General features: G+C 67.4%; 26 protein-coding genes and 4 tRNA genes. 14 read left to right on the plus strand and 16 right to left on the minus strand.

All coding sequences use genetic code 11. The features are described 5' to 3' along the window. Positions 1 to 2: 2 nt before the first annotated feature. The 4 genes from pgsA to G6N09_RS00500 all read right to left on the minus strand — a co-directional run bounded on the left by pgsA (position 3) and on the right by G6N09_RS00500 (position 4,002). Positions 3 to 668 carry a phosphatidylinositol phosphate synthase gene (pgsA, locus tag G6N09_RS00485; RefSeq protein ID WP_083027646.1) on the minus strand — a complete coding sequence of 222 codons (666 nt, stop codon included), beginning with the start codon at positions 666 to 668 and terminating at the stop codon, positions 3 to 5. Continuing rightward, complete coding sequence (locus tag G6N09_RS00490; protein WP_083027676.1) at positions 665 to 1,207, minus strand: ATP adenylyltransferase; 543 nt, start codon at positions 1,205 to 1,207, stop codon at positions 665 to 667. Before G6N09_RS00490 ends, pgsA begins: the two co-directional genes overlap by 4 nt. A gap of 32 nt (positions 1,208 to 1,239) precedes the next feature. Further along, entirely contained in the window at positions 1,240 to 3,306 is a 2,067-nt protein-coding gene (gene thrS / locus G6N09_RS00495; protein WP_083027647.1) for a threonine--tRNA ligase, read from the minus strand. An 81-nt stretch (positions 3,307 to 3,387) separates the two neighbouring features. Further along, on the minus strand, positions 3,388 to 4,002 hold the full coding sequence (locus G6N09_RS00500) for a PaaI family thioesterase (protein WP_083027648.1): 615 nt from the start codon (positions 4,000 to 4,002) through the stop codon (positions 3,388 to 3,390). A 64-nt stretch (positions 4,003 to 4,066) separates the two neighbouring features. Here G6N09_RS00500 and G6N09_RS00505 point away from each other — a divergent pair, with 64 nt between their 5' ends. Next, complete coding sequence (locus G6N09_RS00505; protein WP_083027649.1) at positions 4,067 to 4,570, plus strand: DUF1990 domain-containing protein; 504 nt, start codon at positions 4,067 to 4,069, stop codon at positions 4,568 to 4,570. A gap of 12 nt (positions 4,571 to 4,582) precedes the next feature. Here the strand turns inward: G6N09_RS00505 and G6N09_RS00510 are convergent, their stop codons facing one another. The 4 genes from G6N09_RS00510 to fdxA all read right to left on the minus strand — a co-directional run bounded on the left by G6N09_RS00510 (position 4,583) and on the right by fdxA (position 6,991). Then, positions 4,583 to 5,473, minus strand: coding sequence for an NAD(P)H-dependent flavin oxidoreductase (locus tag G6N09_RS00510; protein ID WP_083027677.1), 891 nt, complete (start codon positions 5,471 to 5,473; stop codon positions 4,583 to 4,585). 65 nt (positions 5,474 to 5,538) lie between these two features. After that, positions 5,539 to 5,877, minus strand: coding sequence for a cupin domain-containing protein (locus G6N09_RS00515; protein ID WP_083027650.1), 339 nt, complete (start codon positions 5,875 to 5,877; stop codon positions 5,539 to 5,541). A gap of 38 nt (positions 5,878 to 5,915) precedes the next feature. Next, positions 5,916 to 6,650 (minus strand): helix-turn-helix transcriptional regulator, encoded by a 735-nt coding sequence (locus G6N09_RS00520; protein ID WP_083027651.1) that lies wholly within the window; start codon positions 6,648 to 6,650, stop codon positions 5,916 to 5,918. After that, entirely contained in the window at positions 6,647 to 6,991 is a 345-nt protein-coding gene (gene fdxA / locus G6N09_RS00525) for a ferredoxin (protein WP_083027652.1), read from the minus strand. The genes G6N09_RS00520 and fdxA overlap by 4 nt, the downstream gene beginning before the upstream one ends. Positions 6,992 to 7,222: 231 nt before the next feature. Here fdxA and G6N09_RS00530 point away from each other — a divergent pair, with 231 nt between their 5' ends. Next, positions 7,223 to 8,029, plus strand: a complete 807-nt coding sequence (locus tag G6N09_RS00530) for an enoyl-CoA hydratase/isomerase family protein (RefSeq protein WP_083027653.1) — start codon at positions 7,223 to 7,225, stop codon at positions 8,027 to 8,029. 17 nt (positions 8,030 to 8,046) lie between these two features. Here the strand turns inward: G6N09_RS00530 and G6N09_RS00535 are convergent, their stop codons facing one another. After that, entirely contained in the window at positions 8,047 to 9,714 is a 1,668-nt protein-coding gene (locus G6N09_RS00535; RefSeq protein WP_083027654.1) for an acyl-CoA synthetase, read from the minus strand. A gap of 124 nt (positions 9,715 to 9,838) precedes the next feature. On the opposite strand from G6N09_RS00535, the gene G6N09_RS00540 reads away from it, so the two are divergent. Continuing rightward, complete coding sequence (locus G6N09_RS00540; protein ID WP_083027655.1) at positions 9,839 to 10,495, plus strand: DedA family protein; 657 nt, start codon at positions 9,839 to 9,841, stop codon at positions 10,493 to 10,495. Between the two features lie 108 nt (positions 10,496 to 10,603). Then, positions 10,604 to 11,224, plus strand: coding sequence for a hypothetical protein (locus tag G6N09_RS00545; RefSeq protein ID WP_083027656.1), 621 nt, complete (start codon positions 10,604 to 10,606; stop codon positions 11,222 to 11,224). 21 nt (positions 11,225 to 11,245) lie between these two features. On the opposite strand, the gene G6N09_RS00550 is transcribed toward G6N09_RS00545, so the two are convergent. Both G6N09_RS00550 and G6N09_RS00555 read right to left on the minus strand, forming a co-directional pair. Then, positions 11,246 to 12,757, minus strand: a complete 1,512-nt coding sequence (locus G6N09_RS00550) for a carotenoid oxygenase family protein (protein ID WP_083027657.1) — start codon at positions 12,755 to 12,757, stop codon at positions 11,246 to 11,248. A 250-nt stretch (positions 12,758 to 13,007) separates the two neighbouring features. Then, a tRNA-Val gene (locus tag G6N09_RS00555) sits at positions 13,008 to 13,079 on the minus strand. Between the two features lie 158 nt (positions 13,080 to 13,237). Between G6N09_RS00555 and G6N09_RS00560 the strand changes: the two genes are divergently transcribed. From G6N09_RS00560 to G6N09_RS00570, 3 genes are all read left to right on the plus strand, one after another. Next, positions 13,238 to 13,310, plus strand: a tRNA-Gly gene (locus G6N09_RS00560). A gap of 30 nt (positions 13,311 to 13,340) precedes the next feature. Next, a tRNA-Cys gene (locus G6N09_RS00565) sits at positions 13,341 to 13,411 on the plus strand. A 17-nt stretch (positions 13,412 to 13,428) separates the two neighbouring features. Further along, positions 13,429 to 13,503, plus strand: a tRNA-Val gene (locus G6N09_RS00570). A gap of 60 nt (positions 13,504 to 13,563) precedes the next feature. Here G6N09_RS00570 and G6N09_RS00575 read toward each other — a convergent pair. Further along, on the minus strand, positions 13,564 to 13,845 hold the full coding sequence (locus G6N09_RS00575) for a hypothetical protein (RefSeq protein WP_046187948.1): 282 nt from the start codon (positions 13,843 to 13,845) through the stop codon (positions 13,564 to 13,566). A 186-nt stretch (positions 13,846 to 14,031) separates the two neighbouring features. Between G6N09_RS00575 and G6N09_RS00580 the strand changes: the two genes are divergently transcribed. Together G6N09_RS00580 and G6N09_RS00585 are read left to right on the plus strand one after the other, a co-directional pair. After that, positions 14,032 to 14,778, plus strand: coding sequence for a Clp protease N-terminal domain-containing protein (locus G6N09_RS00580; RefSeq protein ID WP_083027659.1), 747 nt, complete (start codon positions 14,032 to 14,034; stop codon positions 14,776 to 14,778). A 97-nt stretch (positions 14,779 to 14,875) separates the two neighbouring features. Then, a complete protein-coding gene (locus tag G6N09_RS00585; protein WP_083027678.1) occupies positions 14,876 to 15,412 on the plus strand; it encodes a hypothetical protein in 537 nt (178 codons plus the stop codon). Position 15,413: 1 nt separating this feature from the next. Here G6N09_RS00585 and zapE read toward each other — a convergent pair whose 3' ends face one another. Further along, entirely contained in the window at positions 15,414 to 16,493 is a 1,080-nt protein-coding gene (gene zapE, locus G6N09_RS00590) for a cell division protein ZapE (protein ID WP_083027660.1), read from the minus strand. On the opposite strand from zapE, the gene G6N09_RS00595 reads away from it, so the two are divergent. The 4 genes from G6N09_RS00595 to msrB all read left to right on the plus strand — a co-directional run bounded on the left by G6N09_RS00595 (position 16,492) and on the right by msrB (position 20,622). Further along, positions 16,492 to 17,274, plus strand: a complete 783-nt coding sequence (locus tag G6N09_RS00595) for a pyrimidine reductase family protein (protein WP_083027661.1) — start codon at positions 16,492 to 16,494, stop codon at positions 17,272 to 17,274. The two genes, zapE and G6N09_RS00595, sit on opposite strands and share 2 nt — an antisense overlap. 10 nt (positions 17,275 to 17,284) lie before the next feature. Further along, positions 17,285 to 18,871: an alpha/beta fold hydrolase gene (locus G6N09_RS00600; RefSeq protein ID WP_083027662.1), complete on the plus strand. Its 1,587-nt coding sequence runs from the start codon at positions 17,285 to 17,287 to the stop codon at positions 18,869 to 18,871. Between the two features lie 69 nt (positions 18,872 to 18,940). After that, positions 18,941 to 20,218, plus strand: coding sequence for an arabinofuranan 3-O-arabinosyltransferase (gene aftC, locus G6N09_RS00605; RefSeq protein WP_083027679.1), 1,278 nt, complete (start codon positions 18,941 to 18,943; stop codon positions 20,216 to 20,218). Beyond that, a complete protein-coding gene (msrB, locus tag G6N09_RS00610; protein ID WP_083027663.1) occupies positions 20,215 to 20,622 on the plus strand; it encodes a peptide-methionine (R)-S-oxide reductase MsrB in 408 nt (135 codons plus the stop codon). The genes aftC and msrB overlap by 4 nt, the downstream gene beginning before the upstream one ends. Before the next feature lie 101 nt (positions 20,623 to 20,723). Here msrB and hemQ read toward each other — a convergent pair whose 3' ends face one another. The 3 genes from hemQ to hemE are packed head-to-tail and all read right to left on the minus strand — an operon-like array spanning position 20,724 to position 23,879. Next, entirely contained in the window at positions 20,724 to 21,425 is a 702-nt protein-coding gene (gene hemQ, locus G6N09_RS00615) for a hydrogen peroxide-dependent heme synthase (protein WP_083027664.1), read from the minus strand. A 34-nt stretch (positions 21,426 to 21,459) separates the two neighbouring features. After that, entirely contained in the window at positions 21,460 to 22,824 is a 1,365-nt protein-coding gene (locus G6N09_RS00620; protein WP_109559014.1) for a protoporphyrinogen oxidase, read from the minus strand. Then, positions 22,818 to 23,879 carry a uroporphyrinogen decarboxylase gene (hemE, locus tag G6N09_RS00625; RefSeq protein ID WP_083027666.1) on the minus strand — a complete coding sequence of 354 codons (1,062 nt, stop codon included), beginning with the start codon at positions 23,877 to 23,879 and terminating at the stop codon, positions 22,818 to 22,820. Before hemE ends, G6N09_RS00620 begins: the two co-directional genes overlap by 7 nt. Before the next feature lie 265 nt (positions 23,880 to 24,144). Between hemE and G6N09_RS00630 the strand changes: the two genes are divergently transcribed. Next, positions 24,145 to 24,681: a DUF3000 domain-containing protein gene (locus G6N09_RS00630; protein WP_234807106.1), complete on the plus strand. Its 537-nt coding sequence runs from the start codon at positions 24,145 to 24,147 to the stop codon at positions 24,679 to 24,681. Position 24,682: the final 1 nt, after the last annotated feature.

The raw sequence follows: 24,682 nt of genomic DNA on the forward strand, positions 1-24,682 counted from the left end.
GGTCACAGTCCCCCGGTCTCCTCGCCCTCGGTCGCCCGCGGCAACGGCTGCACTGCACCCGGCGACGTCCGCACGGTGTGCAGTCGCTGGGCGCAGGTGATCAGACTCGCCACGGCCAGCAGCCACATCGCCACGGGCAGTGCCCACGGCAGCGGGAACACCGGCAGACCGGACAGACCGGCACCCACCAACACGATGATCAACCGCTCGGGACGTTCGATGTAGCCGCCGTCCCCGCGCAGGCCACTGGCCTCGGCTCGGGCCTTGATGTAGGAGATCACCTGCGAGGTGACCAGACAGATCAAGGTCGCCACCACCAGTGGGGGGCTGTCCAGTCCGAACGCCGCCCACCAGGCCAGCCCGCAGAACACCGCGCCGTCACTGATCCGATCGCAGGTGGCGTCCAGAACGGCGCCGAACGCGCTGCCGCCGCCACTGAGTCGGGCCATCGCCCCGTCGACCATGTCGAAGTGCACGAAAAACCAGACGATCAGAGTGCCGGCGAACAGCTGTCCGGTCGGGAACAGGGTCAGCGCCGCCAAGACCGCGCCGGCGGTGCCCACCATCGTGACGATGTCGGCGGTGAGCCCAGCGCGCAGCAGGAATCGCGCCACCGGCGTGGTGATCCCGGCGAACGTCGCCCGCGACAGAAACGGAAGCCTGCTCATTGCTGTCGAGCCCACTCGTCGGCGAGCAGCCGGCGAGTGTCGCGCAGCAGCTGCGGGATCACCTTGGAACCGCCGACGATGGTGATGAAATTCGCGTCGCCGCCCCAGCGCGGCACAACGTGGACATGTAGGTGCTCGGCCAGCGATCCCCCGGCTGACTCGCCGAGATTCATCCCGACGTTGAACCCGTGCGGACGCGACACCGCCTTGATGACGCGAATCGCCTTCTGGATGAACGCCATCAGTTCAGCGCCCTCACCCTCGGTGAGGTCTTCGAACTCCGAAAAACGCCGGTAGGGCACCACCATCAGGTGACCGGGGTTATACGGGTACAGGTTGAGCACGGCGTAGACGTGCTCACCGCGGGCCACCACGAGACCGTCCTCGTCGGACATCGTGGGGATGTCGGTGAACGGTTGGGTGGAGCGTGCCGACCCGGAGTCCGAACGCTTGAGGGGCGCCTCGGCCAGATACGTCATCCGGTAGGGCGTCCACAGTCGCTCCAACCGGTCGGGTTCACCGGCGCCGGTGTCGATCATGGCCGCCTGCTCCTCGCCCGCCCGGTCCCCGCTCACTGCGCCGCGCCTCCCGTGAGGCTTGCTTGGAGCGACTCTGCCGTCGGCACCGTGTTGGTCCGTGCGGCGATCCAGCCGGCGATGGCCGCCACCGCCTCATCGCGCGGCACGCCATTGATCTGGGTGCGATCGGCGAAGCGGAAGCTGACTGCGCCGGCTTCGACGTCGCGGTCGCCGGCGAGCAGCATGAACGGGACCTTCTGGTTGGTGTGGTTGACGATCTTCTTGGGCATGCGGTCGTCGCTGGCATCCACCTCGACCCGCACCCCCTGGCGGCGCAACTGCGCGGCCAGGTGGTCCAGGTAGGCGACATGGGCGTCGGCGACCGGGATGCCGACCACTTGGATCGGAGACAACCAGGCCGGGAAGGCGCCGGCGTAGTGCTCGGTCAACACGCCGAAGAAACGCTCGATGGAACCGAACAGCGCTCGGTGGATGAGCACCGGCCGCTGGCGGGTCCCGTCGGAAGCGGTGTATTCCAGCTCAAAACGGTCGGGCATATTGAAGTCGAGCTGAATGGTCGACATCTGCCAGCTGCGGCCCAGCGCATCCTTGACCTGCACGGAGATCTTCGGTCCGTAGAAGGCCGCACCACCCGGGTCGGGCACCAGGATCAACCCGGACGCCTCGGCGACTTCGCGCAGCGTCTCGGTGGCCTCCTCCCACACCTCGTCGGATCCGACGTACTTCTCCGGGTCCTTGGTGGACAGTTCCAGGAAATAGTCGTCCAGGCCGTAGTCGGCGAGCAGATCGAGCACGAACCGCAGCAACGAGGCCAACTCGTCGCGCATGCTCTCTCGGGTGCAGTAGATGTGCGCGTCGTCCTGGGTCATTCCGCGAACCCGGGTCAGTCCGTGCACGACACCCGACCGCTCATAGCGATAGACGCTGCCGAACTCGAAGAGCCGCAAGGGAAGTTCCCGGTATGAGCGCCCACGCGACCGGAAGATCAGGTGGTGCATCGGGCAGTTCATCGGCTTGAGGTAGTAGTCCTGGCCGGGCTTGCGCAGCGCGCCGGTCTCGTCGAATTCGGCGTCGATGTGCATCGCCGGGTACATGCCCTCGCGGTACCACTCCAAGTGCCCGGAGGTCTCATACAGTTCGGACTTGGTGATATGCGGGGTGTTGACGAACTGGTAGCCGGCTTCGATGTGCTTGCGCCGCGAGTACTCCTCCAGCTCCCGACGGATGATGCCGCCCTTGGGATGGAAAACCGGTAGACCCGAACCGATTTCGTCGGGGAAGCTGAACAGGTCCAGCTCAACGCCGAGCTTGCGGTGATCGCGGCGCAGCGCCTCCTCGATCAGCTCGAGGTGACGGTCCAGCGCCTCCTGCGATTCCCAGGCGGTGCCGTAGACGCGCTGCAGGCTGGCGTTGTTCTGGTCACCCCGCCAGTAGGCGGCCGACGAACGGGTGAGCTTGAACGCCGGGATGAACCTAGTGGTCGGGATATGCGGGCCCCGGCACAGATCGCCCCAAACCCGTTCCCGGGTACGTGGGTTCAAGTTGTCGTAGGCGGTGAGTTCGTCGCCGCCGACTTCCATGATTTCGCTGTCGCCGGACTTGTCGTCCACCAGCTCCAGCTTGAAGGGCTCGCCGGCGAGCTCGGCGCGGGCGGCATCCTTGGACTCGTAGACGCGCCGGGAGAACAACTGCCCGTCCTTGATGATGGCGCGCATCCGCTTCTCCAGCTTGACCAGATCTTCGGGGGTGAACGCCTCGGGCACGGAGAAGTCGTAATAGAAGCCATCGGTGATAGGCGGACCGATGCCGAGTTTGGCGTCGGGGAAAAGATCCTGAACGGCCTGGGCCAGCACATGAGCGCAGGAGTGCCGGATGACGCTGCGTCCGTCGTCGGTGTCGGCGGCCACCGGGGTCACCTCGACGTCGGCCTCTGGGGTCCAGCTCAAGTCCCGCAACCGGCCCTCGGAGTCACGGACCACCACTATGGCGTCCGGTGCACCTCGATCGGGTAGACCCGCCGCGCGTACTGCCGCGGCCGCGGTGGTCCCGGCAGGAACCCGGATCGGGCTGGCCGGGGCGGGGATGGCGGGCGCGCTCATGGCGTGGTCTCCAAGGGGGTGCTAGGGGCTAGAAACGTCCGCGACCATGCTATCCGGGCACCCGTTGACGACCGCCTGCGGTCATGGCTGGCCGGGTTTGAGCACCACAAACAACGCCTCACCGTCGGTCAGCACGGTGTCACCGTCACACAACCTGGTCTCGACGAAGATCTTGCGGCCTTCGGTCCTGCTGACCCACGCCTCGACCTGTAGCTCCTTGTCGATCGGGACGATCTGGCGATAGTTGAGATGCAGGTACGCCGTGCGTTGATAGGGGCCGCCGGTCAGTACCCAGGAGGCTGTTCCCAGCACCGAGTCGAACAGCAACCCGATGGCCCCGCCGTGCGCTGCACCGTTACGTCCCAGGTGAAACCGGCGGAACCGGGCCCAGCCGCGCAGCCGTCCGTCTTCATCCTTCTTGAGCTTCATCGGAATCGGCAGCAGATTGCCGCGCATCGGAAGGTCCAGCCGGCGACCCGATGGCGAGGACCACTCGTCGGCGTCGAACGGGGCCAGCATGTCGCAGACTTCTTGCAGGGCGTCTGCGGCGCGGGTGATCACCTCGGCTGGGGCGTCGACGGCACGCGCGTGATCCTGCAACGCGCGCATGGTCTCCAGGAACCGGCCGTAGTCCGGCCCGCCCTTCTCGGTCGGCTCCGGCGGGTTGAACCCGCCGCCGGCATGTGGGTCCTTCACCCCCCTATTTAACGTTCACGCGATAACCGGGCCAACGGCACGCCCGCGATGGCAAGGTGGGTCCGTGGATCTGAGGACGCTGCGCGAGTTGCCGCTCACCTACGCCGAAGTGGGCGCCACTGCAGGACCGCTGCCCGCCGGATACCACCATCTGGAACTGAGTGCGCCGATCGGCAGGGGCCGCGCACGTTTCGAACAGGCCGCCGACGCGGTGCTGCGCTGGGGTATGCACCGCGGTGCCGGGGTTGGGGTGCGGGTCGACGCCGACAGCGAGATCGCCGAGGTCGACGCGGTGGCGCTGGTGCGGCTCGGTCTCCTGCGTGCACCCTGCCGGGTGGTTTATGTCATCAATGAACCGGATCGGCGTGGGTTCGCTTACGGCACGCTGGCCGGACATCCCGAATCCGGCGAGGAGCTGTTCTCGGTGCGCTACGACCCGGCCGATGAGACGGTGTCCGCGCACATCCGGGCGTTCTCCCGGCCCGCAACCTGGTGGACGAAGGTGGGCGGCCCGGTCGGGCGGCTGACGCAGCGCGTGATCGCCAAACGCTATCTTCGGGCGGTGTGAACCCCTACCGGGTTAGGCCCAGCGGGACAATAGGCGCTGCGCCCCCGCGCACAGCTCCTCGATGAGCACCCCGGCCGGCCGGCTGTCGATCAGCATGCCCACGCCCTGACCGGCATCGACCGGAGCGAGTCGCTGATCGCCCGCGGCGATCCCGGCGGCCAGTTCCGCGCTGGCACGCAGATCTGCGGCCAGAGCGTCCTCGTGGCCCGCCCAACGGCCGGTGAACGCGTTGCGCAACACCCGCGACGGGAACCTCTCCGGCCAATCCAGTCGCTGCCCGACGTCGAACACCCGGGTGGTGACCGTGTCTGTGCCGGCCGCCTCGATCAGCGCTTGGCGGGAGCTCTCGCCGGTCAACGCCTCCGGGCACGCCGACAGGCAGGTTCCCAGCCAGGCCCCGGCGGCGCCCGCGGCGAGCACCGCCGCCAGGCTGCGTGGCGATCCGATCCCACCGGCGGCCAGTACCGGGCCCGGCACTGCATCGAGTACCACGTCGAGCAGTGGCAACGTGGCCAGCCGGATCTCACCGTGGCCACCGCCCTCGGCTCCACGCGCCACCAGGAGGTCCACCCCGGCGTCGTGCGCGCGGCGGGCGGTGTCGGCGTCATAGACCTGAGTGACGGCGAGTGTTCCGGCTGCATGGGCGCGATCGACCCAGGACAGGTCGGTGCCGAAGCTGACCGAAAGCATCGTGGGACGGGCGGCCAGCGCCGCCTCGAACAGGTCCGGCTGATCGCGAATCACCCAGTCCACCAAGCCGATCCCAAACCGGGTTACGGTCCCGAGTGCAGCCAGTTCGGAAGCCAGCGATGCCGCTGTGGCAGTGCTCCCCATCCCGACCATGCCCAGCCCGCCCGCAGCGGTGACGGCGGCGGCGAGCCGGCCCCCGGCCACCCCGCCCATCGGCGCATTGAGGATGGGCACCCGCAGGCCTGCTCCGTGCGACCAGGCGGTGCGCAGCGGCACGTTCAGTGCGAGGCGCTCTTGGCGACGGTCAGCAGCACTGCAGAATCTTCCAGCGCCTCGAGTGCGTGGCGGGTACGCGGCAGGGTGACCAGGTCCCCCGCCGCCCCCTCCCAGGCATCATCGCCGGCGGTCAGCCGCACCCGGCCGCGCAACACCTGCAGGGTCGACTCCCCAGGGCTGTCGTGTTCGGCCAGCGACTGGCCCGCCTGGAGCGCAACCAGTGTCTGACGCAGGTGGTGCACCGAGCCGCCGTAGACGGTGTGGGCCGCGCGCCCACTGTGGTGTTGGTTGGCCTCGGCGAGCTTCTCGTCGGCCAACGTGGTCAAAGAGATCGATTCCATCAACAGTCCTTCGGCTCAGTGGGCGAATGGAGCGACACTCACCCGATGGGCCCGTCAGCATGCACGACGGTCCGGGGCGAGAATCCGAGCGGCACTGCGTCGAGGTTCACCGGTTTCAGGTGCGCCACGCACAGATCAGGCCTGGTAAACGGGTCGAGTCGTTCGACGGTAACCGGCGAGTCCCAGGCCTCCAACGCTCCCTGCATGAGTCCCAGGTGGATCGGACAGACCACGTCAGTGGAGGTTTCGGCGAGCTCCAGAAACGGACAGTGCCGCAACCCGAGCTGGTCTTCGCCCGTGGAACCGGCGGCAAGCCGTTCGGATTCAAATCCCAACTCGTCGAGCATCTCCAGCAAGTGGCCGGTGGAGTCCTCGGCATCCGTCGATCTGGCCGTGTTCTCCAGCGGCCGCAGGCGCTGGCCCCACGCCCTGCCCGCAGCCAGTGCCTTGCCGCTGGGGTCGGAGTCGGCGGCCAGGCCGTTGGCGAGAATCTCGGCGAGGAGCCGGAACCTCCGGGTTCCGCCCCGATCCATCTGCCGGATGGCCCGGAACATCAGCGCCGGACGACCCCGCCCCTTGTGGTCGGGTTCGGTGTGCTCGACCCGACCTTCCTCAACCAGGGTGTCCAGGTGAAACCGCACCGTGTTGGGGTGTACCCCCAACTCGTCCGCGATCTGGGCGATGCTCAGCGGCTCGTCCGCGGCCTGTACCAACCGAAGTACGTCAAGGCGACGTCCTCCAGCAGACACAGGCGTCTTGGCGATGTCGGTCACTCCCCCTGGGGAGGATAACTGGCCACCAACGGGGTATCGATCCCCAGCGGGCCGACCTTGGCGGCACCGCCCGGTGAGCCGAGCGCTTCGTCACGACCCGGCAGGGCGTCGGTGAAGAACGCCGCATTGTCGGCCTGGTGAGGCTGAAGCTCATCCGGAAGGTCATCTTCGTAGTAGATGGCCTCGACGGGGCAGACCGGCTCGCAAGCTCCACAGTCCACACACTCATCCGGGTGGATATAGAGGGCTCGCCCGCCTTCGTAGATGCAGTCAACCGGGCACTCCTCTACGCAGGCCCGGTCCATCACGTCAACGCACGGCTTCCCGATCACATATGCCATGGGCAGAGAGTTTACACAAGAGATTTTGTAGAAACGAGAAAGGCAGACCTAATTCCCAGTGGCTGAATCCCGCGATTCGACGTACCGCATCATTGGACCCGTCGGTATGGCCAAATCGATTGCATCCGTTGCCGATTAGCCCAGTTGAGCCTCACTCGACAGGGCGGTTGCCCCACCGCCGCGGGCCGGGCCTGAGTGCCGTGATGCCAGGCCGTCGAGTAGAAACTAGTGATGACTGACGCGCCCCGCTATCGTGCCTCCTCCGACTTCCCCAGCCTGCGCTTCGAGCTCGGCGGCAACGGCGTGCTCGAGCTGGTGCTCGATGCACCGGGTCTCAACGCGGTGGGCCCACAGATGCACCGCGACCTCGCCGATGTGTGGCCGGCGATCGACCGGGACGACGAGGTCCGGGCAGTCCTGGTGCGCGGCGAAGGCAAGGCGTTCTCCGCCGGCGGCAGCTTCGAGCTGATCGAGAAGATCGTCGGCGATTACGCCGGGCGGATGCAGGTGCTGCGGGAGGCCCGCGATCTGGTGCTCAACATGGTGAGCTTCTCCAAGCCGGTGATCTCGGCGATCAACGGGCCCGCCGTCGGTGCGGGCCTGGTGGTGGCGCTGCTGGCGGATATCTCGGTGGCGGGGCGCACCGCGCGGTTGATCGACGGCCACACCAAGCTCGGAGTTGCCGCCGGGGATCATGCAGCGATCTGTTGGCCGCTGCTGGTGGGAATGGCCAAGGCCAAGTACTACCTGCTGACCTGCGAGACCCTGCAGGGCGAAGAGGCCGAACGGATCGGCCTGGTCTCCACCTGCGTCGACGACGACCAGGTGCTGACCACCGCCCTGCGGATCGCCGACGATCTGGCGCACGGTTCGCAGGACGCGATCCGCTTCACCAAGCACAGCCTGAACTACTGGTACCGGCAGTTCGCGCCGGCGTTCGAGACCGCTCTGGGGTTGGAGTTCCTCGGGTTCTCCGGTCCCGACGTCCACGAAGGCCTGGCCGCCATCCGCGAGAAGCGCAAGCCGCAGTTCGGCTGAGCCACCTACACGGCCGCTCAGACCCGCTGCGCGGCCACCGCCTGCTCCTTGGCCCAGCGGTAGTCGGCCTTGCCCGACGGCGAACGCTGCACCTGGGCGCAGAACACCACATCCTTGGGCAACTTGTACCGCGCGATGTAGTTGGCAGCCTCGGCCACGATGTCGTCGGCTTCGGCGTCGGCATCCCGGGCCAACTGCACCACAGCGACTACCTCGTTGCCCCAGCGTTCGCTGGGCCGGCCAACCACCACCACGTCGTAGACGGCGGGATGGCGCGAAACTGCGGCTTCGACCTCCTCGGCGAAGATCTTCTCGCCGCCGGAATTGATGGTCACCGAGTCGCGGCCCAGCAGATCGATGCCGCCGTCGGCGTCCCAGCGCGCCCGATCCCCGGGTACCGAATGGCGGATGTCCTCGATGATCGGGAAGGTACGTGCAGATTTCTCCGGATCTCCGAGATACCCCAGCGGCACCTGCCCCTGCTGCGCCAACCACCCGATCTCGTCGTCACCGGGCGACAGAATGCGGGTCATGTCCTCGCTGACCACGACCGCACCCGGGTTCGGGGTGAACCGGCCGGTGGAGGCCTGTGCACGGCTGGTGGTCTGCCCCATCTGCGCGCCGGTCTCCGAGGATCCCCCGGCGTCGAGGATCGACAGGTGCGGCAGCAGGTTCACGAGCCGTTGCTTGATCGGCGCGGTGAACGGTGCACCGCCACTGGCCAGCACGAGCAGTCCCGACAAGCCCTCGGCCAGGGTGGGGCCGCCCGCTTCGAGGGCGTCGGCGAGCGGTCGAGCGAAAGCATCACCGACGATCGACAGTGAGACAATCCGCTCCTGAGCGGCCAGATCCCAGGTTCCGACCGGGTCGAACCGGTCGGTGGTTGTCGACATCACGAAAGGTCGCCCGCCCAGCAAGGTGATGAAGGCGGCCCACTGGGCCGCACCGTGCATCAGCGGTGCCACCGTCATCGAGCCGGCCGGCCGGGCCGCTCGGGCGCGTTCGACAATCTCCGTCAAGGTCGTAGGGATCGCCCCAGTGCCGAACTCACGGCCCCCCATCGCATTGATGAAGATGTCGTGCTGGCGCCACAACACGCCCTTGGGCATGCCGGTGGTGCCACCGGTGTAGAGCACATAGAGGTCGTCCGGAGATAGCACCAGGTCCAACGGGTCGGCGGAGGTCTCCGCCAGCAAATCCTCGTAGCGGACGGCACCGGGCAGCGGCGCGTTTCCGGAGTCGTCGTCCACGTGGATCAGCGGCATCGCGGGCAGCCGGTCGCCGGCCTGCTGGAGTGCGTCGGCCAGCGTAGGGGCGAACCGGGCGTGATACATGATGGCCTCGGTGGAGGCGTTGGTCAGCAGATAGACCAGTTCGTCCGCGACGTAGCGGTAGTTGACGTTGAACGGCGCCACGCGGGCGTGGTAGGCACCGAGCATGCCCTCGATGTACTCGTTGCCGTTGGCCAGATAGAGCGCGAGGTGACTCTGGCCGGATTCGTGGGGGGCTAGTTGGCAGCGCTCCCGGCGCGTTCCGAGGCCGCGCTCGTGCAGGGCGCGCGCCAGCCGGCGCGCGCGGTCCTCGATCTGCTGATAGCTGAACCGCCGGTCTCCGAAGACGACGCAGTCCCGTTCTGGGATGGCGTGCGACACCGCCGAGAAGACTTGGGCGAGGTTGAATTCCACTGCGCTCCTCGATTCGATCACCGGCACCTGAGCATCCGCGGGGTAACGCTACAAGGTGGTTCGGTCCGGACTCGGTGACGGTGTCGTTGGCCGGAACACACCGAAGTCAGGCATGCTTGGCCGCATGTCGGTGGATGTCCTGCTCTATGCGATCCCGCCCGTGCTGGTCTATCTGCTCGTCGGCGGTGTGATCGGGCTGGAGAGCCTGGGCATCCCGCTGCCGGGCGAGCTGATGCTCGTCGGTGCGGCATTGATGTCGTCGCGCCACGAACTGTCGATCGACCCGGCCGGCGTTGCCGCGGCGGCGGTGGTGGGGGCGGTGATCGGTGACTCGATCGGTTACTCGATCGGTCGGCGCTTCGGCATGCCGCTCTTCGACCGCCTGGGCCGGCGCTTCCCCAACCACTTCGGTCCCGGACACGTCGCGCTGGCCGAGCGGTCATTCCACCGCTGGGGCACCAGCGCCGTGTTCTTCGGCCGGTTCATCGCACTGCTGCGCATTCTGGCTGGTCCCCTGGCCGGGGCTTTGAAGATGAGATACCAGCACTTCCTCGCCGCCAACGTGCTCGGCGCGATCTGCTGGGCAGGTGGCACCACCGCATTGGTGTACTACGCGGGGGTCGCGGCCGAACACTGGCTGTCGCGGTTCTCCTGGGTGGCGTTGCTGGTGGCGGTCCTTGCCGGGGTTATCGGCACGCTAGCGCTGCGCGGGCGGGTCGGGGCCCAGATTGCCGAACTGGAAGCCGAGCATCGGGCCGAGCCGGACGCTGTCATCGACTAACCAGCGAATTGACGGCGAATAGGGCTTGTCCCCGCACCACGGCCGGAGCATGGTGGAAGGGACCGGCGGCGCCGCCGCGGCGTCGCCACCGTTGAACCGGAGGCCGACATGTTCGCGCGCGCAACCTCGATACACGCCCACCCATCCTTTCTCGATGAGGGAATCACCCACGTCCGCGGCGTGGTGATGCCGACGCTGGCCGACACCGAAGGCTGCGCAGGAATGTCCATGCTCGTCGATCGCGACGCGGGACGGTGCATCATCACCTCCTCATGGCTCGACGACGACACGTTGCGTGCCAGCGAGGGCAGCGCACAGCTGCTGCGCGACCGCGCCACCGAGATCTTCCACGCCACCGCCGAGGTCAGCCGATGGGAGATCGCCGCGGTGCGCCGCGATCACCGCGCGCGACGGCACGCCGGCGTCCGGGTCACCTGGCTACGCACCGATCCGGACCACCTGGAGCGGCTCATCGACACCTACAAGTTGGCGCTGATGCCCGAGATGGCGGACCTCGACGGCTTCTGCAGCACCACCTTGATGGTGGACCGGCCATCCGGCCGGGCGGTGTCGTCGGTCGGATTCGACGACCGCGCGGCGATGGTCGCCAGCCGTGGCCACGAACAGGCGATCTGGGCCAGGGCCGTCAACGACGCCGCCGCCCAAGTGCTCGAAGTCGCCGAATTCGACTTGGCGATAGCGCATCTGAACGCCCCAGAGATGGCCTGAGGGGGCTTCGCCCCCGGCCGGTCAGTCTGCCCGGCCGGGGCTGAAGCTGCCGTGAAAGCCCTGGGGCAGGTGATGCTTCAGGGCGGCCGTGGCGACCGGTCCGGCGCCGACATCGCGAGCGTCGATGATCACCAAACGGGAAGTGTGCTCAGCTGCCTGGTATTCGACCGTGAGCAGCCAGCCGTCGTCCTCGGCGGTGGCATCGGGCCGTGGGGTGAAGACAGGCTCGCAAAAGCTATTCCCGGCAGCCTCAGCGGTATAGGAGGCTTCGCTTCGGTCGATCAGGTCCAGCTTGGCAATCGAGTCGTAAAACGAACCCAGCCTCCGGCGACTACTCACGTAGGCGTATCTATGCGCCATCCCCTGGTAGCCGCCATGGTGGCGAGGAAACTCACACGGCGTGTCACTCAACTGCTCGCGGCTCACCCGCCCGGCGGCGGAGATCCGGAAGCGGGAGAACTCTGAGGGGGCATCGGACAGGCTGCTGGTATGGAACCGCGCGATGCGCCCGAGCAATCGACCGTCGGCGTAGGTGATCGCATCCACAACCACATCGCCACGGTCGTCGTAGGCGTTGCTGAGATGGAATTGCAGGACCGCGTCGCACTCCACCCGACGGATGGGGCCGCCGTCACGCGGGACCAGGATGAACACGCTGCCACGCTCGGGGCGATAGTGCATGGCATCGCCGAGCGGCGTGAGTCCCAGTGCGATCGGCATCGCGTCGGGAATGATCGGTGACACCAGAAAGACCAGATACCGCTGCGTCAGCGCGAAGTCGTGCACCATCGCGAGATAGGGCAGCCGGGCCGAGCGGAAATGCTCAAGCCGCCCACGTACATCGGTGCGGTAGATACGCAGGTGTGGCCGCGGAATGAATTCGACACCGAAGTTGAACATCTCGCCGCTCCGAGGACAGAAGCTGGGATGCGCTGAGTACGAGCCCATCCACCGCAGGCGCCCACCGAACCGACGGACCCCGCGGGTCTCGAGGGTAACCGGATCGATCTCGTGCGGCGGCCCGCCCTCCCACAACGCGTAGAGATGTCCTGCGTGCTCAACAATGTTGGTATTGGCAAGGTTTGGCGGAATTCTTCCGACGTTGGCCAGCCAGCCGCCGGTGGCGGCCGTGCCCAGGTGGCGGGTCCCCGATTTGCCGCGGAAGTGACGGGTGCGGACGTAACGATTGCGGTAGTGCACCTGCCCCGCGGCGAGGGTGAACGCCGAAACCATTCCGTCACCATCGAAGAGATGGTGCAGCGGTCGCCCGGTGTGGTCCTCCCACCTGCCCGGGCCGTTGCGATAGAGCGTCCCCGCCAAGCCGGCGGGCAGCGAGCCCTCGATCTGCTCGACTCGGTAGTCGTATTCGACCGGTTGCGGTTCACTCACCCCGAAGCTGAGCCAGTCGGCTTCATCGAGTCCGGCGAGTCGTTCGCTCGCGTGTTGACGTTCGCCGGCCGACAACTCATCCAGATATCGCTGCAGGCCTGGGTGAACGGCGGTATCGGCCGTCGGTTGCGAACCGTGGGTCACCGAGACTCCTCACGCAGGGGCTGCCCGGCAAATTAGTCGACCTCCGGCCAGTCCACCGACAATTCGCCCGCGGATCTCTTGAGGCCAATCTGCGCCATTCCGCGCCATTCCAACGATTGCCACCGGAGGAATGAATTTTCTGCGCGACTTGACCATTGGGGATCGAATACCCGGAATTATCAGCGGGTAGAAGCGTTAGCTGCCATAGCTGCCACGCCGGGCGAGGCCCGACGTGGCAGCATGACCGTTGTGGTCCCGGCTGGGATCGAACCAGCGACCTTCCGCGTGTGAGGCGGACGCTCTCCCCCTGAGCTACGAGACCGGGCGAACGAGGAGGAACAGTAGCACGCCCCCCTCGCTAAGCATCAATGCGCAGGCCGCTTTTCAGGCGAATCGCCGGGCTGACATGCAGAGTTGTGCTGTCTCACATGTCTCCGCTAATGTTCTGCAGGCACCGGGCGACGATCTCGCCCGAGGCACGCGGATGTAGCGCAGTTGGTAGCGCATCACCTTGCCAAGGTGAGGGTCGCGGGTTCGAATCCCGTCATCCGCTCGAGGGTGTCAAGTGGCATCAACCCCTTGCGGTGGAGTGGCCGAGTGGTGAGGCAACGGCCTGCAAAGCCGTGCACACGGGTTCGATTCCCGTCTCCACCTCCGTCCCAAGGCTCTAAGCGCGGTTAGCTCAGCGGGAGAGCGCTTCCCTGACACGGAAGAGGTCGCTGGTTCAATCCCAGTACCGCGCACCAGGCTTAACAGCGAAAACCCCTGCCGCCACGGTGTGACGACAGGGGTTTTTCCGTCCCGGGCTAGCCCTTCTGGTTGGCCTTGAGCACCAGACCGACCAGCGCGGTGACGACGGTGCCCAGCACGCCGCCGCCGACCAGACTGCCGGCAGCGTTGGCGAGGTCGAATCCACCGGCACTACCGCTGGCGAGGATGCTGTTCAGCAGGCCGCCGCCGGCTAGGCCACCGAGCCCACCACTGATCAGACTCCCCAGCCCTCCCGGACTGGGAATCTTTGCCGAAGCGTCGGCCGCTTTACCCCCGAGTGCGCCCCCGAGAGCCCCCGCGATCAGCGATTCGAGCATGGTGTACTCCTTTTCGACGGTGCGCCGCATTGTTAGCTACGCATACAGGTCAGTTATAACGAAGATCACAGTTGACAGCGCCGCGAATGCGGAGATCGGGCCGGAAATGCTCGGCGGAGCTACCACGAGGGCCATTCGTCAACTAACGGTTGACGCACGGCCACCGTCAACCTAGAGTTGACGATCATGGCCGATCCGACCCGCCTGTCCCCTACCGTCCGCCTCGACGACCTGATCAACGCCATCACGGGCGTGCATGACAATCCCTTGGAGCGCCTGACCGACGCGGTACTGGCCGCCGAACACCTCGGGGAGGTGGCCGACCATCTCATCGGGCATTTCGTCGACCAGGCACGGCGATCAGGCGCGTCCTGGACCGATATCGGCAAGTGCATGGGAGTCACCAAGCAAGCGGCCCAGAAGAGGTTCGTACCGCGGCCCGAGGCCGCCACTCTCGATCCCTCCCAGGGCTTCGCGCGTTTCACCCTGCGGGCACGCAATGCTGTGGTGGCGGCCCAGAACGCCGCCCAGCGCGCCCATCACGCCGAGATCACCCCCGAGCACCTGATTCTCGGACTGCTCGACGATCACGAGGCGCTGGCCGCCGCACTGCTGACCGCGCAGCACATCGACCCGGCGGTGGTCGCGGCCGCTGTCACCCTGCCACCGGGTGGCACCGAACCACCGGTGCTGATCCCGTTCAGCGGCCCGGCCCGCAAGGCCCTGGAGTTGACCTTCCGCACCGCACTTCGTCTGGGGCACAACTACATCGGTACCGAACACCTCCTGCTGGCCCTGCTGGAGGCAGAAGACGGCGACGGCCCCCTGCATCACGCCGGCGTGGACCGGGACCGGGCCGAAACCGACCTCACCGACGCGTTGGCGGCGATCACCACAGACGGCGCTGCCCCCGACGCTGAAACCACGAGCTGAGCGCAATCCCACCGCTGGGCGAACCCACCGGGCCAAGGCTGCTGCACCCGCGATCCCGATGTGCCATCATGCCCAGGAGGCAAACGAAGAGGACATGATGCAACGCTGGATTCTGGCCCTGGTCACGTCGGTCATCACCACGCTGGCGGCGTTGATGACGCCGGCCGTCGGGTACGCCACGCCAACCACCACCCCCGAGGCTCCGATCGGACGCCTGGGTGACACGCTGCGCATCTCCTACCACGACGAGGCATTCGGCCCCATCGTCGCCGATGTCACGGTGCATGACGTAGTGCCCAGCGAGATCCCGCCGGGTTGGGGTGCCAACGGTTCGCCGCGCTGGCGCAATCAGGGCGGGCCGTGGCGGGCCAACGTGACCATTCACCCGATCTCGGTGCCCAACCCCTACATCATGGCCGCCTCGGTGACCTTCGACGGCGTCACGCCCGGTGGCGATGCCTACGTCGCCAAGCACACCGATGACCCCACCACCCTGGACGCCGTACTGATCAACGCTCCCGCGGGCTCCACCGTGGACGGCGGCGTCTACTGGGATGTCTACCGGGGCTTAGTCACCCACGTGGTGATGCTGGCGCGCAACACCGGCCTGCGCCTGGCCCAGTGGAATCTGTGAATTAGTCGGTCCGGCTCAGCGCCAACAGCCGGGAGGTGGCCCGCAGATATTTCTTGCGATAGCCCCCGGCCAACATCTCCGCGGTGAAAATGCCGTCCAGCTTGGTCCCGGATGCCACCACCGGGATACCCGCGTCGTACAGCCGGTCGGTGAGCGCCACGAGCCGCAGCGCCACATTCTGATCTTCGATGGGGTGCGCCCCGGTGAGAAACACCGCGCTGACGCCCTCGATCAGCGTGAGATACCGCGACGGGTGCATGGTGGCCAGATGCGCGCAGAGCCCATCGAAGTCGTCCAGCGTGGCACCGGGCCGAGCGGCTGCGCGCTGAGCGACCTGCTGGGCTGAAGGAGGCTCGGGTGCCGGTGGAAGATCCCGATGCCGATAGTCCGGTCCGTCGACCCGTACCGGAGTGAAAATGCTTGCCAGTGCACTGATCTCGCGCAAGAAATCCTGGACCGCAAAACGCCCTTCGCCAAGTTGGTCGGGCAACGTGTTCGATGTCGCGGCGATCGACACCCCACGCGCCACCAGTTCCGACAACAGCCGCGAGACCAAGGTGGTATTGCCGGGATCGTCGAGCTCGAACTCATCGATACACACCACGGTGTAGCCACCGAGCAATTCGATGCACTCGGTGAAGCCGAAGACCCCGGCCAACTGAGTCAGCTCCATGAACGTCGCAAACGCCGTCCGGTGCGGCTGCGCTCCCGGAGCGTCGGTGATCTCGCGATAGACCGAAGCCAGCAGGTGTGTCTTGCCGACTCCGAAACCCCCGTCAAGGTAGATGCCCACGCCCGGAAGCACCTCGCGTCGGCCCAACAGCCTGCGGCGTCCGGCGCGCCGAGCCAGCGCCTGCGTGCAGAACGTGGTGCACGCACTCACCGCCGCCGCCTGACTGGGTTGCGCCGGATCCGGCCGGTAGCTGCTGAAGCGGGCGCCGGCGAACGTCGGCGGGGGTTTGAGCTGCGCTATCAACCGTTCCGGGGAGACCGCCGGATGCCGGTCCACCAGGTGAGGAATCGACTCGGCGGCGGGATTAGACACGCACGAACTGTAGTCACATGGTGCAATCGAGGCCATGTCCGACCTCAGCGCAGACCCCGGATTCACCCTGCTGGGCTCGACGTCCTCCGTCGATGACGTCGAGCTGGACAGGCTCTACGCCTACCCCGAGGCAGCCGAAGCACGGGTGTGGCTGCGGGCCAACTTCATCGGCAGCATCGACGGCGGCGCGACCGTGGTCGGAACCTCCGGCGGACTGGCCGGTCCCGGCGATCGGACCCTGTTCATGCTGCTGCGGGCACTGGCCGATGTCGTCGTCGTCGGCGCCGGAACGGTCCGGGTCGAAAACTACGGTGGAGCGCGACTGAGCGTGGCGCAACGCCAGGACCGCCGAGACCGCGGGCAGTCCGAGGTGCCGCGCCTGGCCATCGTGACGCAATCCGGGCAGTTGGACCGCGACATGCGGGTCCTCACCGACACCGAAACCGCGCCGCTGGTGCTGACCTGCGCTGCGGCCGCCGAGGACACCCGCCGGCGACTGATCGGGCAGGCAGAAGTGGTCGACTGCTCGGCGGATGACCCCGGCCGGGTCGATGCGGCGGCGCTGCTGGCGGCGTTGGCCCAACGTGGTCACCACCGGCTGCTCACCGAAGGCGGACCCACCCTGCTGGGATCCTTCATCGAAGGCGAACTGCTCGATGAACTGTGCCTGACCATGGCGCCTTTCCTGGTCGGCGGACTGGCCCGGCGCATCGCCACGGGTCCCAGCGAGCTGCGGACCCCGATGCGCTGTGCGCATCTGCTCGCCGACGAATCCGGCTACCTCTACGCCCGCTACCTCACGAGCGGGCGCCTATAAGGTGACAGGCATGACCAGCTCTTCGAGGCTCGCCCGGATCGCGGCAGTGACGGTAGCCGCCGCCGTACTGACCGGCTCCGCGTCCCTGCTGGCCGGTTGCGCACCCGGGCTGGCCGCCGACCCGCGTTTCGCGACCAACTCCGGGGCCGGGGCCCAGGGTCAACCCGAATCCACCCCGGATCACGCGGGGCCACCCCCGGTCGAGGTACCCAAGAACGACCTGCCCTGGCACGACTGCACGGCTCGGGTGTTCGGCGACGCCGCGCTGCCTGCCACACCCGGTGTACGGCTGGACTGCGCCAGCTACGACGCCGACATCGACCCGCTGGGCGGTGGCTCCAGCGCGATCAGCATCGGGGTGGTACGCGCCCGGTCGGTGCAGACCCCGGCAGATGCGGGCCCCGTGGTGTTCACCACCGGCTGGGACCTGCCGTCGTCGCTGCAGCTACCGATCTGGCTGTCGCGTGCCGGAGCGGACGTACTCACCAGCCACCCGATCGTCGCGGTGGACCGTCGTGGCCTCGGGATGTCCAGCCCGGTGGACTGCCGAGACCGCAGCCAGCGCGACACGATGTGGAATCAGGCGCAGTTCTCCCCCGGCGACGACCCGGTAGCCAGCCTGGCCACCGTCACGATGGAGGCCACCACCGACTGCACCGACTCGATCTCGCCCGGCGAGTCCTCCTACGACAACACCCACGCCGCCACCGACCTCGAACGCCTGCGCAGCATCTGGGATATCCCGGCCCTGTCGCTGGTCGGCATCGGCAACGGCGCCCAGCTCGCGCTGGCGTACGCCGCGTCGCACCCGGGGAAGGTGGCCCGGCTGGCACTGGACTCCCCCATCCCCTTGGGTGCGGCCGCCGAATCCGCTGCCGAGGAGCGGGTCAAGGGCCAAGAGGCTGCCTTCGAAGAGTTCGCCGCCCAGTGCCTCGCGGTGAGCTGCGCACTGGGCCCCGACCCCAAAGCCGCGATCGATGCGCTGCTGGGCGCGGCACGCGCTGGGCACGGCCCCGGCGGCGCATCAGTCGCCGCGGTCACCAACGCGATCGTTACGGCCCTGGGCTATCCCACCGGCGACCGTGTGAACAGCACCAACGAATTGGCCAAGGCGCTGGCCTCGGCCAATTCCGGCGATGCCAACCTGCTCAACAATCTGATCAACCGGGCCCAAGGCACCACCGGAAGCGACGGCCGGTTCATCAATTTCTGCGCCGACGCCCTCAACCGCCCCACCCCGGACCGAATCCGGGAACTGGTGGTCGCCTGGGGCAAGGAGTACCCCCAATTCGGTGCCGTCGGCGCCCTAGACATGGCGCAATGTCTGAGCTGGCCCAGCAGCAGCACCCCCGAACCGCCCAAGGAACTCACGATCGACGTCCTGCTGCTCGGGGTACAAAACGACCCGATCGTCGGTGAAGAGGGCGTGGCCGCAACCGCGGCGGCCGTCATCAACGCCGGAGCGACCAGCAAGCGCGTGATGTGGCAGGGCATCGGCCACGGCGCCGCGGTGTACTCGTCGTGCGCTCTGCCGCCGCTGATCGGCTACCTCGACAGCGGCAAGCTGCCCGAGACCGACGTCTACTGCCCCGCCTGACCCAGCCTGATCCGGACCACCAGTCCCGGTCCGGGGTACGGTTCGCTGGTGACGGCAGCCGACTCCTTGATGCACCGGGCGGGCACCGCCCTGCTGGCCGCGTTCCGGCCCCCCACGTCCCCGCCCAGCACCGCGACGGTCCTGCGTTCGGTGCTGTGGCCGGTGGCAATCATGTCGTTGATCCACCGCGCCATCATTCTGCCGTTGAACGGCAACATCACCGACGACTTCAAGCCGGTGTACCGGGCGGTGCTGAACTTCCGCCAGGGCCTCGACATCTACAACGAGCACTTCGACTACGTCGACCCGCACTATCTGTACTCCCCCGGCGGCACCCTGCTGATGTCGCCGTTCGGGTATCTGCCCGAGACCCTGTCGCGGTACACATTCATCGCCACCAACACGATCGCGATCGTGCTCGCCGCCTACCTGCTGCTGCGGATGTTCGGATTCGGGCTGAGCTCGGTCGCGGCGCCCGCCCTGCTTGCTGCGATGTTCCTCACCGAAAGCGTGAGCAGCACACTGGTGTTCACCAACATCAACGGCGTGATCCTGCTGGCCGAGGTACTGTTCCTACGCTGGTTGCTCGACGGCCGGGCGAGTCGCCAGTGGTGGGCCGGGCTAGCGATCGGGCTGACAGTAGTGGTCAAGCCCGTCCTGATTCCGCTGCTGCTGCTGCCACTGCTGAACCGGCAGTGGCGACCTCTCATCGGGGCGATCGCGATGCCGGCACTGTTCAACGTGGTGGCGTTCCCGCTGGCCAGCGACCCGACCAGCTACTTCACCCACACCGTTCCTTACATCATGGGAACGCGCGACTACTTCAACTCCTCGATCCTGGGCAATGGCGTGTTCTTCGGGCTGCCGTCGGGTCTCATTCTGTTCCTGCGGGTGTTGTTCACCGCCCTGGCCGCCGTCAGCCTGTGGCTGCTCTATCGCTACTACCGCACCCGCGACACCCGGTTCTGGCTGCTGACGTCCTCGGGTGTGCTGCTGACGGCGTCGTTCCTGGTCCTGTCACTGGGCCAGGGCTACTACTCGATCGTGTTGTTCCCGTTCCTGATGACGGTAGTGCTGCCCAACTCGGTGCTGCGCAACTGGCCGGCGTGGTTGGGTGTCTACGGCTTCATGACGCTGGACAAGTGGCTGATCTTCCGCTGGATGAATATCGGGCGGCCACTGGACTACCTCAAGATCACCTACGGCTGGTCACTGCTGCTGATCGTCGTCTGCACGGTGTTGTGCTACCGCTACCTGGACGCCCGCGAACAGGGTCGCCTGGCTGATGGAATCGATCCGGCATGGCTGGCCGCCGAGTCGACGCGGAAGGTTAACGTGGAGGTATGACGTCTCCCAAGGTGTCCCTCACCGACGACGAGTGGCGCGCGAAGCTGACCCCCCAAGAGTTCGCGGTGCTGCGCCGCGCCGGTACCGAACCGCCCAACACCGGCGAATACACCGATACGACCACCGAGGGTGTGTACGAGTGCCGAGCGTGCGGCGCCGAATTGTTCCGCAGCACCGAGAAGTTCCACTCGCACTGCGGCTGGCCGTCGTTCTTCGACCCGGCCGACTCCGACGCGGTGATCCTGCGCTCGGACAACTCGCTGGGTATGGCACGCACCGAGGTGCTGTGCGCGTCCTGCCACAGCCATCTCGGGCACGTGTTCACCGGCGAGGGCTACCCCACCCCGACCGATCAGCGCTACTGCATCAACAGCATTTGTCTGCGACTGGTGCCACCGTCCTGACGACACGGATCCTCTCGTCTGTCGGCGAGCCGGAATCTGACGACGGGACACGCCGATAGCGCGTCGCGGTTTTCCGTGTGGAGCCGCACGCGGTCGAGCTGTTAGGGCAGCGACGCCACCAGCTGTTCGACCTCGACCCGGGGACCGGTGAAGAACGGTGTCTCCTCGCGGGCGTGCAGACGGGCTTCGGTATTGCGCAGGTCGCGCATCAGGTCGACGATCCGATCGAGTTCGGGAGCCTCGAACGCCAGGATCCACTCGTAGTCACCGAGCGCGAACGCAGGCACGGTGTTGGCCCGGACGTCCTTGTACTCCCGTGCGGCCATCCCGTGCTCGGCCAGCATCCGGCGGCGGTCCTCTTCGGGCAGGACGTACCACTCCAGCGATCGCACGAAGGGGTAGACACAGACGTAGGCGCCTGCCGGCTCACCGGCGATGAACGCCGGGACGTGACTCCGATTGAACTCGGCCGGCCGGTGCAACGCCACGTTGCTCCACACCGGCTCGCAGGCCCGGCCCAGCGCGGTACGACGGAACCCGGCATAGGTGGCCTGCAGATCCTCGATGCGCTCGGCGTGGGTCCAGATCATGAAGTCGGCATCGGCTCGCAGGCCTGCCACGTCGTACACCCCGCGGACCACGACGCCGCGCTCCTCCTGCTGCTTGAGGTAGGTGACAACCTGGTCCGCGATCACCTCGCGGCTATCGGTCCCCTCATCGAGGACTCCGGGACGAACCGAGAACACCGAGAACATCACGTAGCGGAGGGTGGAATTCAGCTTGTCGTAATCGAGGTGCGCCATGGCCCCTATGCTGCCACGACGCGCCCGGCGATCTCTACGGCGCCGGGGTGGCGCTGATCACCGCCGCAACGGCCCGATCGGCCGCGGCGATACAGGCCGGCACACCGATGCCGTCGAGATAGTTGCCGGCGACCGCGATGGTCGCCGGCAGCGCGGCGCGCAACCCGCCGACCAGCCCCGCATGGCCGGACCGATACTGCGGCATTGCCGCAGGCCAGCGCTGCACCCGCACATCGATCGGGTCCACCGTGACCCCGAACACAGCCTCCAGGTCGCGTACCGACCACCCCACCAGCTCGGCGTCGGAGGCGCTGGTGCGCGAGTCTCCGAACCGGCCGAACGACAACCGCAACACCTCCACCCGGCCGCCGTAACCCCGATCGCCCCACTTACGCGACGTCAGGGTGATCGCCTTGGTGTACAGCCGTTCCCCGGTGGCCACCAGAACCCCGGAGTTGGCCGGGAACGCTGCGCCAGCCGGCACGGCCATCGCCACCACCACCGACGACGCGCTACCGATCCGGCTGGCCGCCGCCGCGGCACGCGGCGCGAACCCGGTTGCGAGCCGGGCCAGTGCGGGGGCGGGTACCGCCACCACCACCCGGTCGGCGCGGTGGTGGCCGCCACCGGCGTCCCGGAGCAGCCAGCTGTCACCGAGCGGATCGATCTGAGTCACCGCCGACTGCACCCAGCGCAGCCTGGCACTGCGCACCAGCGCGTTGACCAACACCTGATACCCGCCGGTGATGGCGCCGAACACCGGCTGACCGGTCGTGGTGGGCAATGCCCGCCGCACCGCGTCGGTCAGGCTGGCGGCTCCTTGATCGAGCAGGGTGGCCAGTCCCGGGACCGCCGACCGCAATCCGACCGTCGCTGCCGATCCCGCGTACACCCCGCCGATCAGAGGATCCACCGAGCAGGCGACCACCTGTTCACCGAACCGGTCGGCCACCAATGCGCCCAGCGTCGGATCACTACCCGGTTCGAATGAGAACGGGCGAGTGGGTTCGCCGGCGATCCGCGCAAGGGTCGGGGCATCGACCAGCCCGGTCATGGATTCCGGCGACGACGGAATCCCGCTGAGGGTGTTGGGCGGTAACGGGTGCAGCACCCGACGGCTGTACAGCAGTGGCCGCACCCCGGTGGTACTGCGTTGGCGTTCGGCCAGCCCCAGCTCAGCCAGTAGGGCGGGCACCTCGGGTCGGCGAGCGATGAACGCCTCGGCGCCCACGTCCACGCTCATGCCGCCGAGGGTCTCGGTGCGCAAAAGCCCGCCGAGTCGGTCCGCCGGATCGAAGACCGTGATGTCGGCGGAGTCGCCGAGTGTCGCACGCAGTCGGTGGGCGGCGGCAAGACCGGAGATGCCGCCCCCGACAACGCAGTACGACGTGGTCACAATGAATGGACCAGCGATACCAGGTCGGTCAGAATCTCGGGGTCTGACTGCGGCAGCACGCCGTGCCCGAGGTTGAACACGTGCCCCGCGGCCCCGGCGTCGACAGCGCAGCGGCCGTCGTCGATCACGGCTCGGGCGGCGCGCTCAACCACCGGCCAGCCCGCCAGCAAGACCGCCGGATCCAGGTTGCCCTGCAGGGCGATACCGGCGCCGACGCGGGCGGCGGCATCGGTCAGGGAAGTGCGCCAGTCCACGCCGACCATCGTTGCCGGGGCGGGGCGCATGACGTCGGCCATGGCTCCCAGCAGCTCGCCGGTCTGCACCCCAAAGTGCGTCATCGGCACCTGCCGGTGTGCGAGCGTGGCAAACACCCGGGCACTGTGCGGCGCCACGAACCGCCGGTAATCGGCCAGGCACAGCGCGCCGGCCCAGGAGTCGAACAATTGGATGGCGTCCACACCGTGGTCGAGTTGCACGGTCAGAAAGGCGATAGTCAGGTCGGTGAGGCGGGTCATCAGCTCATGCCAGCTGTCGGGATCGGCCAGCATCATCGCCTTGGTGCGGGCGTGGGTCCGGCTGGGCCCGCCCTCAACTAGGTAGGAGGCCAGCGTGAACGGCGCCCCGGCAAAACCGATCAGCGGCACGTCTTCAAGCGCCGCCACCAGCAGCGATACCGCCTCGGCGACGGCGGTCACCTGCTCTGGGTCGAGCGGCCGCAGAGCGGCGACGTCGGCCGCGGTGCGCACGGGTTCAGCGATCACCGGCCCGACGTCGGGAACGATGTCCAGATCGACCCCGGCGCCGCGCAACGGCACCACGATGTCGGAGAACAGGATCGCTGCGTCGACCCGGTGGCGGCGTACCGGCTGCAGCGTGATTTCACAGACCAGTTCGGAGTCGAAGCAGGCGTCCAGCATCTTGTGGTGAGCGCGCAGCTCACGGTATTCGGGCAGGGAACGCCCGGCCTGGCGCATGAACCAGACCGGGACCCGACTGGGTTTCCGGCCGGCAATGGCGGTCAGGTACGGGGAATCAGGCAATTCACGACGGGCACTCATCGCGTTCAATGCTGCCACGCCCCCTGCTGCCTCGCCCCACCCGGCGGTCCCGGCCTCACCCAGCGCCGAACTGTGCCCGGTTCGGCGCGCCTGTCTGCGCTGACCGGCGCTGGGGGTTAGCGTGAGATTCGGTGACCCCCGTCGCGGCGGTGCGCAACAGAACCCTGGGTGCCGGCCGTTGGAGACGCGGCACACAGCGAGCAGTTAAGGAGCGGCACCCGTGACATCAGCCGAGCCTGCCCCCTTCCGGGAAGCGGTGGCGACAATGCACGCCGCGACCGTGCGCTCCGAGATCGAATTGGGCCCGATCCGTCCGCCGCAGCGCCTGGCGCCCTACAGCTACGCGCTCGGCGCCGAAGTCAAGCATCCCGAGACCGAGGTCATTCCGGAGGATTCCGACGGCGACGCCTTCGGAAGGCTGATCCTGCTGTACGACCCCGACGGCACCGATGCCTGGGACGGCACCATGCGCATGGTGGCCTTCATACAGGCCGACCTGGATTCGCACGAGGCGATCGACCCGCTGCTGCCCGAGGTCGCCTGGAGTTGGCTGGTCGAGGCGCTCGGTGCCCGTACCGCGCATGTCACCGCGCTGGGCGGAACCGTCACCGCCACGACCTCGGTGCGCTACGGCGACATCTCCGGCCCGCCGCGGGGACACCAGTTGGAGCTTCGCGCATCGTGGACCGCGACCACGCCGGACTTGGGCAGCCATGTCCAGGCGTTCTGCGAAGTCCTCGAACACGCCGCGGGCCTCCCGCCGGTCGGGATCACCGACCTGAGCTCGCGAACCCGCGTCTGAG

It is taken from the genome of Mycolicibacter minnesotensis (genome assembly GCF_010731755.1).
Classification (GTDB): domain Bacteria; phylum Actinomycetota; class Actinomycetes; order Mycobacteriales; family Mycobacteriaceae; genus Mycobacterium; species Mycobacterium minnesotense.

What these genes read in the sequence shown, in the direction of transcription:
- G6N09_RS00595 (WP_083027661.1), top strand. Translation starts at nt 16,492, where the DNA reads ATGTCCGACCTCAGCGCAGACCCCGGATTCACCCTGCTGGGCTCGACG.
- G6N09_RS00580 (WP_083027659.1), top strand. Translation starts at nt 14,032, where the DNA reads ATGGCCGATCCGACCCGCCTGTCCCCTACCGTCCGCCTCGACGACCTG.
- G6N09_RS00545 (WP_083027656.1), top strand. Translation starts at nt 10,604, where the DNA reads ATGTTCGCGCGCGCAACCTCGATACACGCCCACCCATCCTTTCTCGAT.
- G6N09_RS00600 (WP_083027662.1), top strand. Translation starts at nt 17,285, where the DNA reads ATGACCAGCTCTTCGAGGCTCGCCCGGATCGCGGCAGTGACGGTAGCC.
- thrS (WP_083027647.1), bottom strand. Translation starts at nt 3,306, where the DNA reads ATGAGCGCGCCCGCCATCCCCGCCCCGGCCAGCCCGATCCGGGTTCCT.
- G6N09_RS00630 (WP_234807106.1), top strand. Translation starts at nt 24,145, where the DNA reads ATGCACGCCGCGACCGTGCGCTCCGAGATCGAATTGGGCCCGATCCGT.
- msrB (WP_083027663.1), top strand. Translation starts at nt 20,215, where the DNA reads ATGACGTCTCCCAAGGTGTCCCTCACCGACGACGAGTGGCGCGCGAAG.
- hemQ (WP_083027664.1), bottom strand. Translation starts at nt 21,425, where the DNA reads ATGGCGCACCTCGATTACGACAAGCTGAATTCCACCCTCCGCTACGTG.
- G6N09_RS00540 (WP_083027655.1), top strand. Translation starts at nt 9,839, where the DNA reads ATGTCGGTGGATGTCCTGCTCTATGCGATCCCGCCCGTGCTGGTCTAT.
- aftC (WP_083027679.1), top strand. Translation starts at nt 18,941, where the DNA reads ATGCACCGGGCGGGCACCGCCCTGCTGGCCGCGTTCCGGCCCCCCACG.
- G6N09_RS00510 (WP_083027677.1), bottom strand. Translation starts at nt 5,473, where the DNA reads ATGGGCGGGGTGGCCGGGGGCCGGCTCGCCGCCGCCGTCACCGCTGCG.
- hemE (WP_083027666.1), bottom strand. Translation starts at nt 23,879, where the DNA reads ATGAGTGCCCGTCGTGAATTGCCTGATTCCCCGTACCTGACCGCCATT.
- fdxA (WP_083027652.1), bottom strand. Translation starts at nt 6,991, where the DNA reads ATGGCATATGTGATCGGGAAGCCGTGCGTTGACGTGATGGACCGGGCC.
- G6N09_RS00585 (WP_083027678.1), top strand. Translation starts at nt 14,876, where the DNA reads ATGCAACGCTGGATTCTGGCCCTGGTCACGTCGGTCATCACCACGCTG.
- G6N09_RS00515 (WP_083027650.1), bottom strand. Translation starts at nt 5,877, where the DNA reads ATGGAATCGATCTCTTTGACCACGTTGGCCGACGAGAAGCTCGCCGAG.
- pgsA (WP_083027646.1), bottom strand. Translation starts at nt 668, where the DNA reads ATGAGCAGGCTTCCGTTTCTGTCGCGGGCGACGTTCGCCGGGATCACC.
- G6N09_RS00575 (WP_046187948.1), bottom strand. Translation starts at nt 13,845, where the DNA reads ATGCTCGAATCGCTGATCGCGGGGGCTCTCGGGGGCGCACTCGGGGGT.
- G6N09_RS00530 (WP_083027653.1), top strand. Translation starts at nt 7,223, where the DNA reads ATGACTGACGCGCCCCGCTATCGTGCCTCCTCCGACTTCCCCAGCCTG.
- G6N09_RS00490 (WP_083027676.1), bottom strand. Translation starts at nt 1,207, where the DNA reads ATGATCGACACCGGCGCCGGTGAACCCGACCGGTTGGAGCGACTGTGG.
- zapE (WP_083027660.1), bottom strand. Translation starts at nt 16,493, where the DNA reads ATGGCCTCGATTGCACCATGTGACTACAGTTCGTGCGTGTCTAATCCC.